This window comes from Phycisphaeraceae bacterium (genome assembly GCA_019636795.1).
Taxonomy (GTDB): Bacteria; Planctomycetota; Phycisphaerae; order Phycisphaerales; family UBA1924; genus JAHBWW01.
The window spans coordinates 1-16,662 of the sequence record JAHBWW010000007.1 but is presented as its reverse complement, the minus strand read 5'-3'; the positions used below and the strand labels follow the sequence as shown (position 1 = coordinate 16,662).

The window sequence follows — 16,662 nt, the reverse complement described above, 5'->3', positions numbered from 1 at the left end:
CGAGGGGGCTATGGCGTGCGCTGGGTTTGATGTGGAGGCACTGCGGGCGAAGTTCCCGGCCCTGGCGCAGGAGGTGCATGGCAGGCCTCTGGTGTATCTGGACAACGCTGCGACGACGCACAAACCCGGTCAGGTGCTGGAGGCGATGGATGAGTTTTATCGGCGTGACAATGCGAACGTGCATCGGGGGATGCACGAGTTGAGTGTGCGCGCGACGCGTGGGTATGAATCGGCGCGCGAGGCAGCAGCGGGGTTTATCAAGGCGGAGTCGTCGCGCGAGTGCATTTTTACAAGTGGCGTGACCGATGCCATCAATCTCGTGGCCAGTTCGGTGGGGCAAGCGAGGCTGCGAGCGGGCGATCGTGTGCTGCTGAGTGAGATGGAGCATCACTCGAACATCGTGCCATGGCAGATGGCGTGCGAGCGAGCCGGGGCGAAGATTGATGTGATTCCGGTGACGGACTCGGGCGAACTGGACCTGGATGCTGCCCAGCGATTGATGACGGAGCGGACGCGCGTCGTTGCGTGTGTGATGGTGTCGAATGTGCTGGGGACGATCAACGACGTCGCGCGAGTGTGCATGATGGCAAAGGCGGCGGGGGCTTTGTCGGTGATCGATGCGGCACAGGGTGGAGCGCATGTCGAGGTGGATGTGCGTGCGATCGGGTGCGACTTTCTGGCGCTTTCGGGGCACAAGATGTTCGGACCGACGGGCGTGGGAGTGTTGTATGGGCGCGAGGAGTTGCTGGAGGTGCTCCCGCCGTATCGAGGTGGCGGGGAGATGATTGAATCGGTGAGCTTTGAGAAAACGACCTTCGCCAGGCTTCCGGCGCGTTTCGAGGCCGGCACGCCGAATATTGCGGGTGCGATCGGGCTTGGGGCGGCGATACGCTTTGTGCGGGAGCTTGATGATGCGGGGGTTCGGGCCCATGAGGCGTCGCTGCTCGAGCATGCACAGACGAGGTTGAGCGAGATCAAGGGATTGCGGATCTACGGGCAGGCGCTACGCAAGATTCCGATTGTGACGTTTTCGATCGATGGCGTTCATCCGTATGACCTGGCGCCGGTGCTGGATCGGTTCGGAGTGGCGATTCGTACAGGGCATCATTGCACGCAGCCTCTGATGAAGCGGTTTGGCGTGACGGCGACTGCGCGGGCGTCGCTGGCGATGTACAACACTCATGCGGAAATCGATGTGCTGGTCGAGGGAATCGAGCGTGCTCGACGAATGCTCGCGTGATAGGCTCATGGGATGCGCGAGCTACCAACACTAGACGAGATCATCGAGACGTTCGAGTTGCTCGGCGACTGGGAGGAACGTTTCGGGTACATCATCGATCTGGGCAAGCGGTTGCCTCCGATGCCTGAGAGCGAGAGGACGGACGATGCGCGCGTGCATGGGTGTCAGGCGCAGGTCTGGTTGCGACTTGAGCGCGAGGGGGGGGGGAGTGATCGGTTGCGCATTCGGGCGATCAGCGATGCACATATCGTCAATGGGCTGATTGCGATTGTGATGAGCATGTATAACGGGCGAACGGCTGCCGAGGCGATGGCTGTGGATGCGCGTGGGATTTTGGAACGACTCGAGCTCGATGCGCACTTGAGCGGGACGCGGCGCAATGGGCTTGAGGCCATGATTCGCCGGATTCGGGCTCTGGCGGTCGAGATGGAGGCTGGGCGATGAGCGAGATGCGCATCTTTGATTCGGGTGCAGAGCGAGAGCGGCAGCGGGTTGCGCCGTCTGCGACTCCCGATGCCCAGACGCTGCGCGGGCGGATCATCGAGGCGATCAAGTCGGTGTACGACCCGGAGATTCCGGTGAATGTGTTTGATCTTGGGCTGATCTACGCGATTGAGCCGGACAGTAATGGCCAGGTGAGAGTTGCGATGACGCTGACGAGCCCGGCATGCCCGGAGGCGCATTCGATTCCGGCTGCGGTGAAGGCAGCGGTTGAGACGGCGGAAGGGGTTGTGGCTGCGCGAGTGGAACTTGTGTGGGAGCCACGGTGGTCCAAGGACATGATGAGCGACGAAGCGAAGTTGCATCTGGGGTTGATCTGAGGAACAGGCGGGGATTGGCGTGGAAAAAAGCGCACCGGGCGAGCAAAAGGACCGCTCGACTCGCCCGGTGCAGAGGGATCGAAGAATTAGATGGCGGATGACTTACACGGCTTCGCGCCCATCGCTGCGCACTCGTGGGGCTTCATGCTTGATGAAGCGGAATGTTTGTGCGGCATCGGGGAGGCTGGAAGTTGAACGTGCGATTTGTGCCCGACCATCGCGCTTGACTTCACTCAGAGCATGCCACGCCTGAAGGGGTGTGGCGAGAGGCTGTCGATCACCGTCGGCCATGGAAGGGGTGCGTGTGTGGCCGCAGCGTGAGAGCGATCGTGCGGCTGGCGAGGCGATGCTGAAGGAGACCCCCCGACGCTGCGCGAACAAGATGGCATGCTGATCGAGTCTTGGGAGCATCGACCAGATCGCGTCGCTCGTCAGAAGTTCAGCGTGGTCGAAGCGTGCGGCTTCGTCATCGGCGACGAGGTAGCGTGCTGGCAAGGCGAGCGTGGCTGCGATGAAAGAGGCGGTGATGAGTGGGTGACCACTCCCGACCAGTGCGGGGCGGAGGTCTTCGGAGCGTGCGGCACCAGCTGGGAAGACGATAACCTGCACCTGCTCGAAGGTTTTGGCCAGAGGGCGAGCCTTGATGGTGCGAGGTTCAGCGTCGAGCATCGGACCCCGTGTGGTTGGTCCGACTTGTGCAGTGTCTGCGACGCTGGCGCTGATACCCACTTCTCTCAGGCCTTCAACGAGTAGCGACGCGGCACGCCGCTGTGGCGACGACATGACCCACGCCAACACTGCGGGGTCAGTGTGCGGGGGCAGGAGATTGGCTTGCGCGAGCGAGGCCTGCGTCTCGGCCTGCGAAGCACCGACAACGGCAATCACGCGATCGGAGAGCAGCAGGCAGTCGCGGATCTCAGCGACCGTCTGCTCTCGGTTGAGAGTGATGAGGTTGCCGGAAACAGCCAGCACGATTGCGTTGTCAAGACTCATGGGAAACTCCTGCATTGTGCATCGACAGGGCAAAAACTCACGGACCAGAAACGAAACAAGCCACCGCGTTTTGTGCGGTGGCTTGCGTGTGCCTTGGTTGAGATTCGGACTTTGCTACCCGATCTCACCCTCGCAGACGAGCCACCGCGACCCAATCTGGATCGTTTGAAGCATGGTGTCGCAAAGGTGATAACGTTTCATGACGGTGTCTCTGGACATACTGTCCGGATCTGTATCGGTCCGGGTTGCCGAAAAGGTTAGCATTTTTTCTTTCGGAGTCAACACGAAGACGATTCATTTCCCGCAAATGATTCTTCACACTGCCCGCGAGGGAATTTTGGGGTGTTTTTGAGTACTACTGCATATGCCTGAGCCGCATGCTGACAATCTGGATGACCTGCGGGCGAGGCTGGGTGCGTGCATGATAACTGATCAGCACGAGATTCGGCGTCGGCTTCGGCAGGTCGAGCGCGCGGGGCGCGAGCTCACACCACGCATGCTCGAACGCATCACTGAGCGGATCGAGGCGTCGATCGCACGGCGGGAGTTGCGGCTGGAAGCACGCCCGAAGGTCCGATACCCGACAGATCTCCCGGTATGCGAACGAAGGGCCGAGATTCTTGACGCGATCGAGTCGAACCAGGTCGTCGTGATCTGTGGCGAGACTGGTTCGGGCAAGACGACGCAACTGCCCAAGATGTGCCTCGAATTGGGTCGCGGTGTTGCCGGGGTGATCGGGCATACGCAGCCTCGGCGCATTGCAGCTCGAAGTGTTGCAGCCCGGATTGCGGATGAACTTGGCGTTGCGGTGGGCGGAGTGGTCGGTTCGAAGGTGCGATTCGGCGATCAGACGAGCGACCGCACCATGATCAAGATCATGACCGATGGCATCCTGCTGAGCGAAACGCAGCGCGACCGCAGTCTCGAAGCGTACGACACGATCATCATCGATGAAGCACACGAGCGCAGCCTGAACATCGACTTTCTTCTCGGATATCTGCATCGACTGTTGCCGCGGCGGCGCGACTTAAAACTGATCATCACGTCGGCGACGATCGACCCGGAGCGTTTCAGTGCGCACTTCTGGAACGCGCCGATCGTGGAGGTTTCAGGGCGGACGTATCCGGTGGAGGTGCGGTACCGGCCGTTGCAACTGGATGCGGGTGATGCTGAGGGCGCCGACCAGATTGCAGGCGTGCTGCGCGCGGTCGATGAACTGGCCAGCGAACCCTCGGGCGATGTGCTGATTTTCATGAGCGGTGAGCGCGAAATCCGTGAGACAGCTCGCGCGCTGCGCGAGCGGATCGGGCCTGGGGACGAGGTTGAGATACTGCCTCTGTATGCGAGACTTTCGATGGCGGAGCAGCAGCGTGTGTTCAAGCCGCACCGCGGGCGGCGGCTGGTGATTGCAACAAACGTTGCGGAGACTTCGCTGACTGTGCCGGGGATTCGGTATGTCATTGATCCTGGTGAAGCCAGACTGAGTCGATACAGCGCACGCACAAAGGTGCAGGGCTTGCAGATCGAGCCAATCTCGCAGGCATCAGCGAATCAACGTGCTGGGAGATGCGGGCGTGTTGCGCCGGGTGTGTGCATTCGTTTGTACAGCCAGCGCGACTTTCAATCGCGTGAAGCATTCACTCCGCCCGAAATTGTTCGCACAAATCTGGCGAGTGTGATCCTTCAGATGATGGCGTTGGGTCTGGGGCGAGCCGAGGAGTTTCCGTTTCTGGAAGCGCCCGACAGCCGCATGATCCGCGACGGGTATGAGCGGCTGTTCCAGCTCGGTGCGGTCGATGAGGAAGGGAAACTGACGGAAACCGGGCGGCAACTGGCAAAGCTGCCGATCGACCCACAGATCGGCAGAATGATCGTGGCAGCGGCGAAAGAGGATTGCGTCAGCGAGGTGCTGATCATTGCGGCGGCACTGTCGGTGCAGGATCCGCGCGAGAGGCCTCACGACAAGCGCGACGCAGCCGACGAAGCCCACGCGCAGTTCGAGCATGCGGAATCGGATTTCCTGACCTATCTGAATCTGTGGCACTTCTATCACGGGTTGGAACGCACGCTCTCGCGTTCGAAACTGACCAAGGCGTTGAAACAGAACTACCTGAGCATGGTGCGCATGCGCGAGTGGCGTGACGTGCTGTCGCAGTTGCGTGAAGTGGCAGCGGAGTTGAAACTGCATGTGAGTGCGGCCGAAGCGGATCATGACGCCATTCATCGGTCGCTGCTTGCGGGGCTGATCGCGAATGTGGGATATCGGCGTGACAAGTTCGAGTATGAGGGAACGCGCTCGACGCGGTTTCATATCTTTCCGGGTTCGGTGGTGTTCGCTTCCAAGCCGAAGTGGATTATGGCAGCCGAGATTGTGCGCACGACGAAGTTATTTGCTCGCTGTGTGGCGGGCATCGAGCCGACATGGATCGAGGAGGCTGGGCGACATCTTCTCAAGCACACGCACAACGATCCGTACTGGGATGAGAGGCGTGGGGTGGTGATGGCGCGCGAGCGGGTTTTGCTGCTTGGGCTGGAGCTCGTTGCAGGGCGCGCGGTTGATTTTGGGCGTGTCAACTCGGCTAAAGCTCGGGAGATTTTCATTCATCATGCGCTCGTGGAAGGGGCGATCACAATCGACCCGCCGTGCCTGGCACACAATCGAGAGCTGGAAGCGAGCGTGCGCGGGCTCGAAGCCAAGGCCCGGCGCAACGATCTTCTGGCCGACGCAATGGCGAGATTCGCGTTTTACGACGCGCGCCTGCCAGAGGATGTGCACAGCACGCGGACTTTTGAACGTTGGCTTCGGCGTGCGCAGCGTGAAGAGCCGCGCGTGTTGTACATGACGCTCGACGATCTGCTGCTCAAGACTCCAGAGGATGTTGGTGTTGAGCGGTATCCGGATCAGATGCTGGTCGAAGGAATTCACCTGCCGCTGGGTTATGCGCACGAGCCCGGAGCGGCTGATGACGGATTGACCATCACTGTGCCGGTCGAGTTTCTTGGTCAAGTCGATCCTGCGAAACTGGATTGGTTGGTCCCCGGCATGGTTGAGGAGAAGATCGCGGCGTTGATCCGCACGTTGCCGCGCACGTACAGGCGGCACTTTGATGCTGCGGCGATTGCGGGCGAACTGACGCAGACGCTGGAGATTGGTCAGCGCCCGTTGATCGATGCGTTGGCCGATGCGCTGAGTCGGCGTGCGGGCGTGAGCGTGCCACGCGAGGCGTTCAAACCCGACGAGATTCCGCCACATTTGTGGGTGCGCTATCGCGTGGTGGATACAGCCGGGCACGAGTTGGCGATCGGGCGCGATCTCGGCGAGTTGCGTCAGTCGCTGCGTGCGCAGATCGCGGCGAGTTATGCTCACGCGACCGAGAACGCGATGGAGCGCGATGACCTGCTTGATTGGGATTTCGGTGAGTTGCCAGCAGAGGTCGAGATCCGTCGCGGATCGTTCGTGTTGCATGGGTACCCGACTCTGGTCGATCAGGGCAAGACTGTGGCGCTGCGGGTGCTGAGTTCGAGGATCGAAGCCAGGCGGGCGTTTCGAGCCGGGCTGGCGCGGCTGTATGTGCGGCATCTGCGCGAGGAGTTCAAGTATTACGAACGTCATCTGCCGAACATCGAGAAGATGACGCTGCATTATGCCGCACTCGGCCCGGGTGATGAGCTGCGGCGTGATCTTTTGCTACTTGTGGCCGATCGGGTCTTCATCGGCGATGATGAATCAGTGCGCACTCGCGAAGAGTTCGCGGCCAGGCTCGACCTCGGCTGGAACCGGCTCCGACCGACAGTCGATGAGGTGTGCGGGTTGATCGAGAAGATTCTCGAGCGCGTGCACGATCTTTCGCTGAGATTGGCAGAGCCATCGCCCGAAGGGTGGGTGATGAGTCTGGGCGATGTGCGTTTTCAGTTGGGGCAGTTGTTGCCAAAGCGATTTTTGACCAAAGTGCCATATGCGAGACTTGAGCATTATCCGCGATACTTGCGGGCGGTTCAGCGGCGTCTTGAGAGGCTGCGCGAACAGGGACCTGCGCGAGACCTCGAACTCGCGCGGCAGGTAGCAAAGTGGTGGGGGATATATGCCGAACGTCTGGCCCGGCACGATGCAGCGGGTGTCGTCGATCCGGCGCTTGAAGAATTCCGGTGGTTGATCGAAGAACTTCGTGTTTCGCTGTTTGCACAGGAATTGAGGACTATTGAGCCTGTGTCGGATAAGAGGCTCGAGAAGCGTTGGGAGGCTGTGCGATCATAATGCGTCGGCCATGCGACAGTATGTGGCGGGCGGATTGTGCTGCAGAAGCCTTTGGTGCCTTGTCAGCAGCCACTCTTTCGGACGTGGCAGGCTGTGAAAAGACCTGTAGGTGTTGCAGGCGGACCTGAACGGTGAATCTGATGGCCTGGGAACACGATTGAACTTGACCATGGGCCGACGTTGGCTAGGCTATGTGCACTTTCGGCCCTATGGCGGAAGTTGCAGGTTGAGCCGCTGCCGTGCAGTGGAGATAGGATTTTGTTTACGTCGGTTTTGTTTGGTTTATTTTGGTGGATTGGCATGTCGGTTCGTATCGCGTATCCCCGATAGCTCAATGGCAGAGCGAGCGGCTGTTAACCGCTAGGTTGTAGGTTCGAGTCCTACTCGGGGAGCTTTCAAGGCCTGTGTCCAAAGGACGCGGGCCTGTTTGTTTACTGGGAGGGTTCGAAATCGGGGCCATTGGGGGCGTCCGGGCCGGGGTCCGGCGCTCTCGGTTTCGGGATCGACGCATGGGTGCCGAGCGGAACCCCGGATGTGTGGAGCCACTGGGGGTTGGACTCTCGCGCTCTCTCACTCTCGGTTAACGACATGGCGTGCAAGGGGTGCTCTTGTGTGCAGTTTCGAGAATTTGCGGCCCTTCGATCCTTGCTTAGTGCGTTCAGTCGCGAAGGCGAATCTCAAAGTGGGACGGCTGCAGCATGGTTGCCCTCACCCCCTAGCGGGCAAATTCGGCATGGCTTCGAGTAGGTCTTCAGCCGCCAGCGTCGTGCCGCAGCGATCAATCCTTGATCACCACGGCCGACTGCCCACAGGTGAGACCTCCCAAGATGTGCGCAATGACGATGTCTTTCCATGACGCCGTGCGACCGACCGCTTTGACGGGCATGACGACGAATCGGCGCCTCAGCGAGATCGCCAGCATCCTGGCTCGCATCATGCTGCATCTTCACGCGCAAGTCCTGCGACATCCCGCCCTCAACTGCAGATATAGAAGATGCAAGCCCTGTTGGTGAGCAGACCTTCGGGGCTGGAGGCAACCAACATGGCCAGACGCAACGCACGGAATGCGGGTCAGCGGTCTCATGCGCCAAAGTCGGCACGCACGCGGGAAAGACGCCAAGACATCGTCGATCTGCTCGGCGATGGGCTCGCGCGGGTCATCGAGCGGAGCAGCCTGCAGCCCACTGAGCTGTGCGACAGCCCGGCGCTCTCAGATTCCTCCGTCACGCGAGTGGAAATGCCAGGACATGCAGGCCTCAGTGTGATCGAAGGCGTGGGGTCGGCGAGCGAGACATGTCAGTCAGGAGGAGCGTGATGCGGAACGTGAAATCACGTGTGCACAAGGATCTGGCTGCACTCGAAGCGATGGGCACGCGGGAGCTTCGAGAGCGGTACGAGCAGGTCTTTGGCGAGGCGGCTCGTTCGAGCAACCGGCGATGGCTTCAGCGCCGGATTGCGTGGCGGATCCAGGTGCTCGCTGAGGGCGACCTCGCGGCTCGTACGGTTGAACGCACGCGCGCCAAGGCGGCGACGATGGCCCGTGACGCAGACCTGCGGGTCCGGCTGCCTTCGTCCCCGGACGACGCGGGCGGGGCCCTGCGCACGGTGGTGGGGACGGTGTCGCCGGGTCGGGACGAGCGGGTGCCCCCGCCCGGGGCCGTGCTGGTGCGGGTCTTCAAGGGCCGGGAGCACCGGGTCACCGTCCGGGCGACTGGCTTCGAGTACCGCGGCGACCTGTACCGCTCGCTGAGCGCCGTCGCCCACGCGATCAGCGGCTCGCACTGGAACGGGTTCCACTTCTTCGGGCTCAGCAAGCCTCAGATGAACCGGGGCGCCGGGAAGGAGCCGGCATGACGCGCTCGCGCGATCGGCAGAGCCAGGCGGAGCCGCCCAAGACGATCCGGTGCGCGATCTACACCCGCAAGAGCACCGAGGACGGGCTCGAGCAGGAGTTCAACTCGCTCGATGCCCAGCGTGAGTCGGGCGAAGTGTTTATCGCGAGCCAGAAGTCAGCCGGGTGGGTGTGCAGCGCCGAGCGGTACGACGATGGCGGCTTCAGTGGCGGCACCGCTGAGCGCCCGGCGCTGCAGCGGCTGCTCGATGACATCAAGGCCGGGCTGGTCGATTGCGTGGTGGTCTACAAGGTGGACCGGCTCAGCCGTTCGCTGCTCGACTTCGCGAGGATGATGGAGACGTTTGAGCGGCACGGGGTGTCGTTTGTGAGCGTCACCCAACAGTTCAACACGGCCCACTCGATGGGTCGGCTGACGCTCAACATCCTGCTGTCATTTGCCCAGTTTGAGCGGGAGATCATCTCCGAGCGCACGCGTGACAAGATCGCGGCAGCCCGCAAGAAGGGCAAGTGGGCCGGCGGTCGACCGGTGCTGGGTTACGATCTTGAACCGGGGCCTGGCGGGTCGAAACTCAAGGTCAACCATCGTGAGGCCGAGCGGGTCCGGGCGATCTACGAGTTGTACCTTGCAGAACAGTCCCTGCTGCGTACATCGGCGAAACTCAACGACCGGGGCTGGACGACGAAGCGCTGGGTGGCCAAGAACGGCCAGCACCAGGGCGGGCGTCGGTTTGACAAGGCGGTGCTGCACAAGATGCTGACGAATCCGGTCTACATTGGACGGGTCCGGCACCACGACGAACTCTATGACGGCGAGCACGAGGCGATCCTCGACGAAGATGTGTTTCGAGCCGTGGGTGAGCTCCTGTCCACACGGCGAGCGCGGGATGGCCGCTCGCCGTGCAACAAGCACGGGGCGTTGCTCAAGGGCCTGGTGCGCTGCCGGGCGTGCCAATGCGCCATGGGGCACCACTTTGCCAGCTGTAAGCTGAGCGGTGGGGGGACCAAGCGGTACCAATACTATGTCTGCAGCCGGGCGCAGAAAGAAGGCTGGGCTGTCTGTCCGGGTCCGTCTCTGCCTGCCGCGGAACTCGAGTCGTTTGTCATCAATGAACTACGGGCGATCGGGCGAGACGACGGCTTAGTGGCCGATGCGATGGCAGCGGCGCAGCGTCGACTGCGCGAGCGGCTGGACGTGTTCCAAGGCGATCGGGCGGGCTTGGCTGCAGAGGTCGAAGAGGCCCGGCGAGAGCTCCGCGATCTGGTCGCGGACGGCCGCGACCGCAACGGCAGCGCTTCGCTTGCCGCCGACCTGCGTGAACGCATCCGCGACCTTGATGCGCGGGGGCGGAAGCTGGACGCTCGCCTGACGTCGATGCGGGAGCGCGCCATCGATGAGGATGAACTGGCCGGGGCGCTCGAGTCGTTCGATCCGCTGTGGGAGCAGCTCAACGCGGCCGAGCGTGAGCGGCTGGTGCGTCTGCTCGTCAAGTGTGTGGAGTGGGACGCCGTGACCGAGACGGTCACGGTGACGTTCAATGCGGACAGCGGGGTATGGGAGGAGGATGTGTGTCTGATCTGACGGTATCGAGGCGTGTGTCATTCACCACGGCGGGGCGGGGACGGCGCCTGATGAAGCCCGCGGCCGCACCCCCGCCGACAGCCCCAGCGCCGCTTCCACGGGTCACGCGGCTCATGGCGCTGGCGATCAAGATCGACGGGTTGATTGCATCGGGGGCGATGACGGATCAGGCGGAGGTAGCCCGGGCGGGGTGCATCACACGGGCGCGGGCGACCCAGATCATGAATCTGCTCCATCTGGCTCCGGACATCCAGGAAGCGATCCTTGATATGCCGCCGGTGAGCGAGGGGCGTGACCCTGTAGCCGAACGCGACCTGAGGCCGATCGCGGCCGAGACTGAGTGGGGGAGGCAGCGGGAGATGTGGAGAGCGATGCGTTCGAGCAATGGCCAACGGCCTGGAGCGACGAGAGAGAGCGGTTGCACCTGAGACGGGGGAGGTTTGGCTCTACGATCGTGCTGCGGTCTCGCTCGGGAGCAGCACGATGAGCATCGAAACGAACCCTCGATTGTGGCAGGACCCTGTGTGGTCTGCGTTGGCCCGGGCGGATCAAGCGCTCGTGAGTCAGCCTTGGATTCTCTTCGAGAAGGTGCCGTCATGGGATAAGGGGCTCAATATCGACGAGATCAACGCGCTGTGTCGAGAAGCAGGCTTCGGGAACAAGCCGGTCTTTGAGGTGCGCATCGAGAAGGAGTTTGAGCGACCCGCGCGTCGAGTGCTCGTCGTCCATCATTATCTTGCCCCGATCTCCGTGGAAGTCGTGACGTGGCCTCAGTGGATAATTCAGCCGAGTCAGGCTCCGGTTGATCAGATCCGGGAGTATTTGGCGAGCTGGCTCAACGAACGAGCACGCGTGGTGCTACGGACCAGTCGCAAGAAGCCAGCCATCGAACATGCATCGATTGGTTTGCCCGAAGGCACGAAGTGGTCTGACCTGACGATTCGCTTTCTCAGCGAGACAGACATCAAGGTTGAGACGAAAGGGTACGTGCGTGAGTGGAATGCAAGGAGTCTCGGGATGACTGATGCACGCACCGATCGACCGCTGAAGCAGTGGGAGTTGCTTCAGACGCTGGCGAAGGGTGATGGGGTCTACTCGTGGTCCACATTGACCGCACGAGGGCGATGGGACAAGCAACGGAGCGAGCTCGCGATATCACTGCGTCGCAACTTTGGGCTCGAAGGCGATCCGATCGTCGCGATTCGCGGGTCGTGGCGATGCGCGTTCAAACTGGTGCCGTGCTCTGACTGGTGCCGCTGAACTTTCGATTCGCAAGTCCAATATTCAGCCATATTTTTTTCTGCTCTAAGTGCTTGGGGCCGCCGCGTTTGGGACTGCGTGTGGTGCCGTGCACGCCTGAAAAACTGAGTTCTCTCAGGTACTGGGAGCAGGGCCGCTTTGCTCCTGGTCTCGCTCCCGCACGCAGCCAAAACCGTGCAAGCCCTGCGCTGCTGCCGGTGCACCTTGGCCCCCGGGCCATTGGTGGTGCAATGGGTTCAGTTTCAATGACGGCGGACGATCATGGCGCGTTTCTCGCGGGCGAGTATGTGCATCAGCGTGTGCGGTTCCAGGTGAGCAGGCTGGCACGCAAGTTCAATCTGGATGAGTCGGCGAAAGACGATGCAGCGCAGGATTTGCACTGCGGACTCTGCCGCGCCATGGGAAAGTTCAATCCCGAGTTGGCATCAGCAGAGACATTTGCCAGTCGTGTTGTTGAACTTGAGGCGCGGCATATCGCGCGACGGCTGCGAAGGTCGCGACACCATCACTCACTTGTTGACGATGCTGATGTCGTGGAGCGAGCCACTCAGGTCGCAGATGCAGTCGCCACGCGACTTGATCTCGATGAAGCACTGAGCGTGCTGCCCCTCGATCTGAGACGTGTGGCGGAGCGACTCAAGCACCAGTCTGTGGCTGAGTTGGCTGTCAATCTCAAGATCCATCGATCCACTGTGTATCGCAAGATCGCCCAGATTCGTCACATTCTGCTCGAATCCGGCCTTGACGACGCGCTGTAGGTGCGACAGAACAACCTGCGGATGCAGATATAGAGCGTGTCCGGCGGCCGTGACGTGGTGCGACAGGAGAATGACAGCATGGTCCGTTCAAGGCTCAAGTTCGAGTTCGATCAGAATGTCGAAACGCGAGACATCGAGGATCTGGTTGCGGTCGCGACGACGGCGGTGGAGGGGTTGTGTGGCCGCACCGCGATGAGGATCGATCCATCGATTCATATCGCCACGGGGCGCCGCAGCATCGAGATCGATGATCGCACGGATGTCGGCAGGTGTCTGGCTCGGGTCCTGACGCGACTGGCCGAGCGGGGCATCGGTCCGAGTGACTTCCATGTCCACCGCGTGACGGCCAACAATGAGTACGAGAACGGCGAGGTTTGAATGTTGGCAGACGCACAATGCCATCACGCCAGCCGCATCGATCGCTTCTCACTGCTCGAGTTGCTGCTGCCCAACTGCGAGCCGGATCGCGTGGCGCTGCTCTACCCGATGCGCGAAGGCGAACTGTCTCCTGGATGGGTGATGTCGCGGGCGGATGCCGAGCGTGCGATCGACGCCTACCGGCGCGGCACGCTGGCCGATGAGTCCTTCGAGTCGAAGAACAAGGGCGGGAAACCGTATCGGATTCATGGTGCTGTGCGGCTGGGACTGGTGCCACACCGCGAAGGCCGCGTGCAGGTCTTCTGCGTGGACCTCGACGATCACACTGGCGACGGCGGCACCGTGCCGCTGGCGGACTCTGTGGCTCGCTTTCTCGCAGCCGAGCCGATCGTCTTCACCTCCAAGGGCGGCAAAGGACTGCACTGCTTCTTCCGCCTTGCCCAGCCGATGGACGCCGATGCGTTTGTTGCCTGGTCGAAGGCCTGGGGCTTCAATCGGCACGGCGAGCCGGAGGTGTTTCCGAAGACGGTCAAGAACACGCAGGCGTGGCTTCCGAACGAGCCAAACGAGCATGGGGGCGACGCCTATGTGAGTGGTTCGTGTGAGTCCTGCGTCGTGAAGTCGCTGCCCGAGGCTCCGACAACCAGGCTCACCACGACAACGCTCAACTTCCTGCGCGGCTTCGTCCGCGCGCCGGGGCGCAACGAGGCCCTCAACAAGGCGGCATTCGCACTCGCGTCCAAAGGCGTAACTCGTGACGAGGCGTGGCGACTGTGCTCGCTCGGCGCACGACTGTGCGGTCTGCTCCACGAAGAGCCGGAGCCGACGCGGACCACGTTTGGGAGCGGATTCGATGCTGGGGCGTCGGTGGGCACCCAGTCTGAACCGTTAAACACCGACGACCATTCGGACGACCTGCTCATACCTCTCGGCCAGCACGATCCCGCTACGGGACGGTTGGTGTTGTCGCCGCGGCGCACGCTTCCGACCGCCGAGGCGTATGTGCGTGAGTTCAACCAGCACGCTGGTGGATGCACGCTTCACGGCTACGCTGGCCTGCTCATGGAGTGGCGCGACAATCGCTACTGCCAGGTCGAAGAGGAATGGCTCAAGCAACGGCTCCAGCCGTGGCTGCACAGGGCGCTGCGGTACGTGGTCAACAAGAGCACCGGCGAGCTGGAGTTGGTGGACTTCGAGTCCAACCCGACCACCGTCAAGCAGGCGCTCGACACCATCCGCGCCTTCGTTCACCTCCCCGCTTCGACGGTGTCTCCATCATGGCTCGGCGGCGGCAAGGACCGTCCGCCCGCGCTCGAACTGCTGCCCTGCAAGTCGCTGAACCTGCATATCCCGACAGGGCGCGTGCTGGCCCCGACGCCCGCGCTGTTCACCATCAACGCGCTCGATTTCGACTACGACCCCGACCCCGAGCCGCCCGAGCGGTGGATCAAGTTCCTCGAGCAGCTGTTCGGCGACGATCTCGAATCGGTGTCCCTCCTCCAGGAGTGGATGGGCTACTGCCTCACGGGCGACACGAGCCAGCAGAAAATGCTGCTGCTGGTCGGGCCCAGGCGGTCAGGCAAGGGGACGATCGGACGCATCATCACCCGCCTGGTCGGCGCGGGCAACGTCGTTGGGCCCACCACGAGCAGCCTCGCTGGCAACTTCGGCCTCCAGCCCCTGATCGAAAAGTCATTGGCCATTGTCAGCGATGCTCGCTTTGGCGGCGACAACGTCGGTACGGTGGTCGAGCGCCTCCTGTGCATCTCAGGCGAGGACACGTTGACCGTCGACCGCAAGTTCCTGGGCTCGGTGAGCATGAAACTGCCCACGCGGTTCATGTTTCTGACGAACGAACTGCCTCGCCTCAATGACGCTAGCACGGCGCTCGCCGGTCGCTTCCTCGTGCTCCGGCTCAGCACGAGTTTCTATGGCCACGAAGACGTCACGCTCACCGACCAACTGCTCGCGGAGTTGCCGGGCATCCTCCAATGGGCCATCGACGGGTGGAAGCGACTGCGGGCGCGCGGTCGGTTTGTGCAGCCAAAGAGCGGCGAGGACGCCATCCGTGACCTGGAGGATTTGGCCTCCCCCGTCGGTGCTTTCATTCGTGACTGCTGCGTCGTCGGCGTGGGGCACCGGGCATGGATCGACGATCTTTACCAAGCATGGAAGGGGTGGTGCGAACAGGATGGCCGTAACGCCGTGAGCACCAAGCAAGCATTCGGGCGTGATCTCATGGCCGCCGCCCCCGGCGTGGCACGCCGTCGTGGCACGGGGCAGCAAGCATTTTACGAGGGGATCGGGCTCGCCGGAGGTGCCCGATGAACCACGCTACTGCACCGCACTGTCACGAACTGTCGCGACAGTCCCCATCGTACCACAAGTCATTCCGCGTGCGCGTGTGCGCGCGTGCGCGCGCGCCCGCGTGCATAGGTGACAATTGCAACTGTCGCGACAGTGCGCGACAGTGCGCAGCGGTCACCCGCCTGTTCGACTCCCCGCGACCGGGGGGGATCGAAAGTTCTGCCGATGTGCAGGTGACCGACGCGATGGCTGTGCGCGAGTTTTCCCGGGTTTTGCAATGCCCCCCGGGGGGGGGCGTGGCCGTGGGCTGGGGGGTGGTGGTTCAGATGGAAACAAACGCCCGCGACGGCGTGGGGCTCGCTTGGCGTGCGCCCTGGGGCTTCGTCGCTGGCTGGAGGCCTCACGCCCGTGGGCCCGACGGGCCAATGGCAATGACGGATCGTGCGGCGTTGGGCGCTGCTTGATTTCACACTTGAGCGAAAGGATTTCGACATGACCATCAAGGATCGAGTTCGTGAATTGCGGCGCGTTCGCGCGGGCGATCTGAAGGCGCACCCGCGCAACTGGCGCACGCACCCAAAGGCCCAACGAGACGTCCTGCGTGGCGTGCTCGAGGAGATCGGGTACGCTGACGCCTTGCTCTGCCGCGAGCATGACGATGGCACGCTCGAACTCATCGACGGCCACCTGCGCGCCGAGACGACGCCTGATGAACTGGTGCCCGTGCTCGTGCTCGATGTCAGCGCGACCGAGGCGGAGCAACTGCTCGTCACGCTCGATCCGCTGGCGGCGATGGCGACGACCGATGCCAATCGACTTGGCGCGATTCTCGAAGATCTCGTGTTCACTTCGGACGATGTGACGGCGATGCTCGCAGAGCTCGGCCGCGCCCACGGCCTGCTGCTCGGCGACGGCGAGATCGACGCGCCGGTGCCGGCCATGCCCGATGCGGCCATCACGCAACCGGGCGATCTGTGGACCCTCGGCGAGCATCGGCTGCTGTGCGGCGACAGCGGCAGCGAGACTGACCTCGATCGCCTGCTCGATGGCGCGGTGATCCACCTGGTCAACACCGATCCGCCGTACAACGTCAAGGTCGAGCCGCGGAGCAACAACGCGATCGCGGCGGGCCTGTCGTCGTTCACCGCGGCGCAGCGCAAGGACACCAGCGCGTGCGACCAGCAGTCGGCGGACCTGCACCGCTCGCCGGAGAAGT

15 protein-coding genes and 1 tRNA gene are annotated in these 16,662 nt (G+C 62.4%); 14 read left to right on the top strand and 2 right to left on the bottom strand.

Translation table 11 applies throughout. The features are described from left to right. Positions 1–10: 10 nt before the first annotated feature. From KF757_14100 to KF757_14090, 3 genes are read left to right on the top strand one after another with little or no spacing between them, the layout of a single operon-like run. The gene (locus KF757_14100; GenBank protein ID MBX3324108.1) at positions 11–1,240 is read left to right on the top strand and encodes a cysteine desulfurase; all 1,230 of its coding nucleotides are present in this window, start codon (positions 11–13) and stop codon (positions 1,238–1,240) included. A 12-nt stretch (positions 1,241–1,252) separates the two neighbouring features. Then, positions 1,253–1,684 carry a SufE family protein gene (locus KF757_14095; GenBank protein MBX3324107.1) on the top strand — a complete coding sequence of 144 codons (432 nt, stop codon included), beginning with the start codon at positions 1,253–1,255 and terminating at the stop codon, positions 1,682–1,684. A 5-nt stretch (positions 1,685–1,689) separates the two neighbouring features. Next, the gene (locus KF757_14090; protein ID MBX3324106.1) at positions 1,690–2,061 is read left to right on the top strand and encodes a DUF59 domain-containing protein; all 372 of its coding nucleotides are present in this window, start codon (positions 1,690–1,692) and stop codon (positions 2,059–2,061) included. Positions 2,062–2,163: 102 nt separating this feature from the next. Here KF757_14090 and KF757_14085 read toward each other — a convergent pair whose 3' ends face one another. After that, positions 2,164–3,054: a hypothetical protein gene (locus KF757_14085; protein MBX3324105.1), complete on the bottom strand. Its 891-nt coding sequence runs from the start codon at positions 3,052–3,054 to the stop codon at positions 2,164–2,166. Positions 3,055–3,418: 364 nt separating this feature from the next. On the opposite strand from KF757_14085, the gene hrpA reads away from it, so the two are divergent. Both hrpA and KF757_14075 read left to right on the top strand, forming a co-directional pair. After that, positions 3,419–7,309, top strand: a complete 3,891-nt coding sequence (hrpA, locus tag KF757_14080) for an ATP-dependent RNA helicase HrpA (protein MBX3324104.1) — start codon at positions 3,419–3,421, stop codon at positions 7,307–7,309. Between the two features lie 320 nt (positions 7,310–7,629). Then, positions 7,630–7,701 (top strand) — tRNA-Asn (locus tag KF757_14075). A gap of 386 nt (positions 7,702–8,087) precedes the next feature. Here the strand turns inward: KF757_14075 and KF757_14070 are convergent. Beyond that, a complete protein-coding gene (locus tag KF757_14070) occupies positions 8,088–8,246 on the bottom strand; it encodes a hypothetical protein (protein MBX3324103.1) in 159 nt (52 codons plus the stop codon). A 105-nt stretch (positions 8,247–8,351) separates the two neighbouring features. Between KF757_14070 and KF757_14065 the strand changes: the two genes are divergently transcribed. From KF757_14065 to KF757_14025, 9 genes are all read left to right on the top strand, one after another. Then, positions 8,352–8,624, top strand: coding sequence for a hypothetical protein (locus tag KF757_14065; GenBank protein ID MBX3324102.1), 273 nt, complete (start codon positions 8,352–8,354; stop codon positions 8,622–8,624). After that, a complete protein-coding gene (locus tag KF757_14060) occupies positions 8,624–9,163 on the top strand; it encodes a DUF2924 domain-containing protein (GenBank protein ID MBX3324101.1) in 540 nt (179 codons plus the stop codon). Before KF757_14065 ends, KF757_14060 begins: the two co-directional genes overlap by 1 nt. Next, positions 9,160–10,743, top strand: a complete 1,584-nt coding sequence (locus KF757_14055; protein ID MBX3324100.1) for a recombinase family protein — start codon at positions 9,160–9,162, stop codon at positions 10,741–10,743. The genes KF757_14060 and KF757_14055 overlap by 4 nt, the downstream gene beginning before the upstream one ends. Then, a complete protein-coding gene (locus tag KF757_14050; GenBank protein ID MBX3324099.1) occupies positions 10,731–11,171 on the top strand; it encodes a hypothetical protein in 441 nt (146 codons plus the stop codon). Before KF757_14055 ends, KF757_14050 begins: the two co-directional genes overlap by 13 nt. Positions 11,172–11,226: 55 nt before the next feature. Next, entirely contained in the window at positions 11,227–12,003 is a 777-nt protein-coding gene (locus tag KF757_14045) for a hypothetical protein (GenBank protein ID MBX3324098.1), read from the top strand. 230 nt (positions 12,004–12,233) lie between these two features. Next, positions 12,234–12,761, top strand: a complete 528-nt coding sequence (locus tag KF757_14040; protein MBX3324097.1) for a sigma-70 family RNA polymerase sigma factor — start codon at positions 12,234–12,236, stop codon at positions 12,759–12,761. Positions 12,762–12,839: 78 nt separating this feature from the next. Then, a complete protein-coding gene (locus KF757_14035; protein ID MBX3324096.1) occupies positions 12,840–13,139 on the top strand; it encodes a hypothetical protein in 300 nt (99 codons plus the stop codon). Further along, positions 13,140–15,467 (top strand): hypothetical protein, encoded by a 2,328-nt coding sequence (locus tag KF757_14030; GenBank protein ID MBX3324095.1) that lies wholly within the window; start codon positions 13,140–13,142, stop codon positions 15,465–15,467. Between the two features lie 471 nt (positions 15,468–15,938). Then, a partial coding sequence (locus tag KF757_14025; protein MBX3324094.1) for a DNA modification methylase occupies positions 15,939–16,662 on the top strand: 724 nt, incomplete at its 3' end.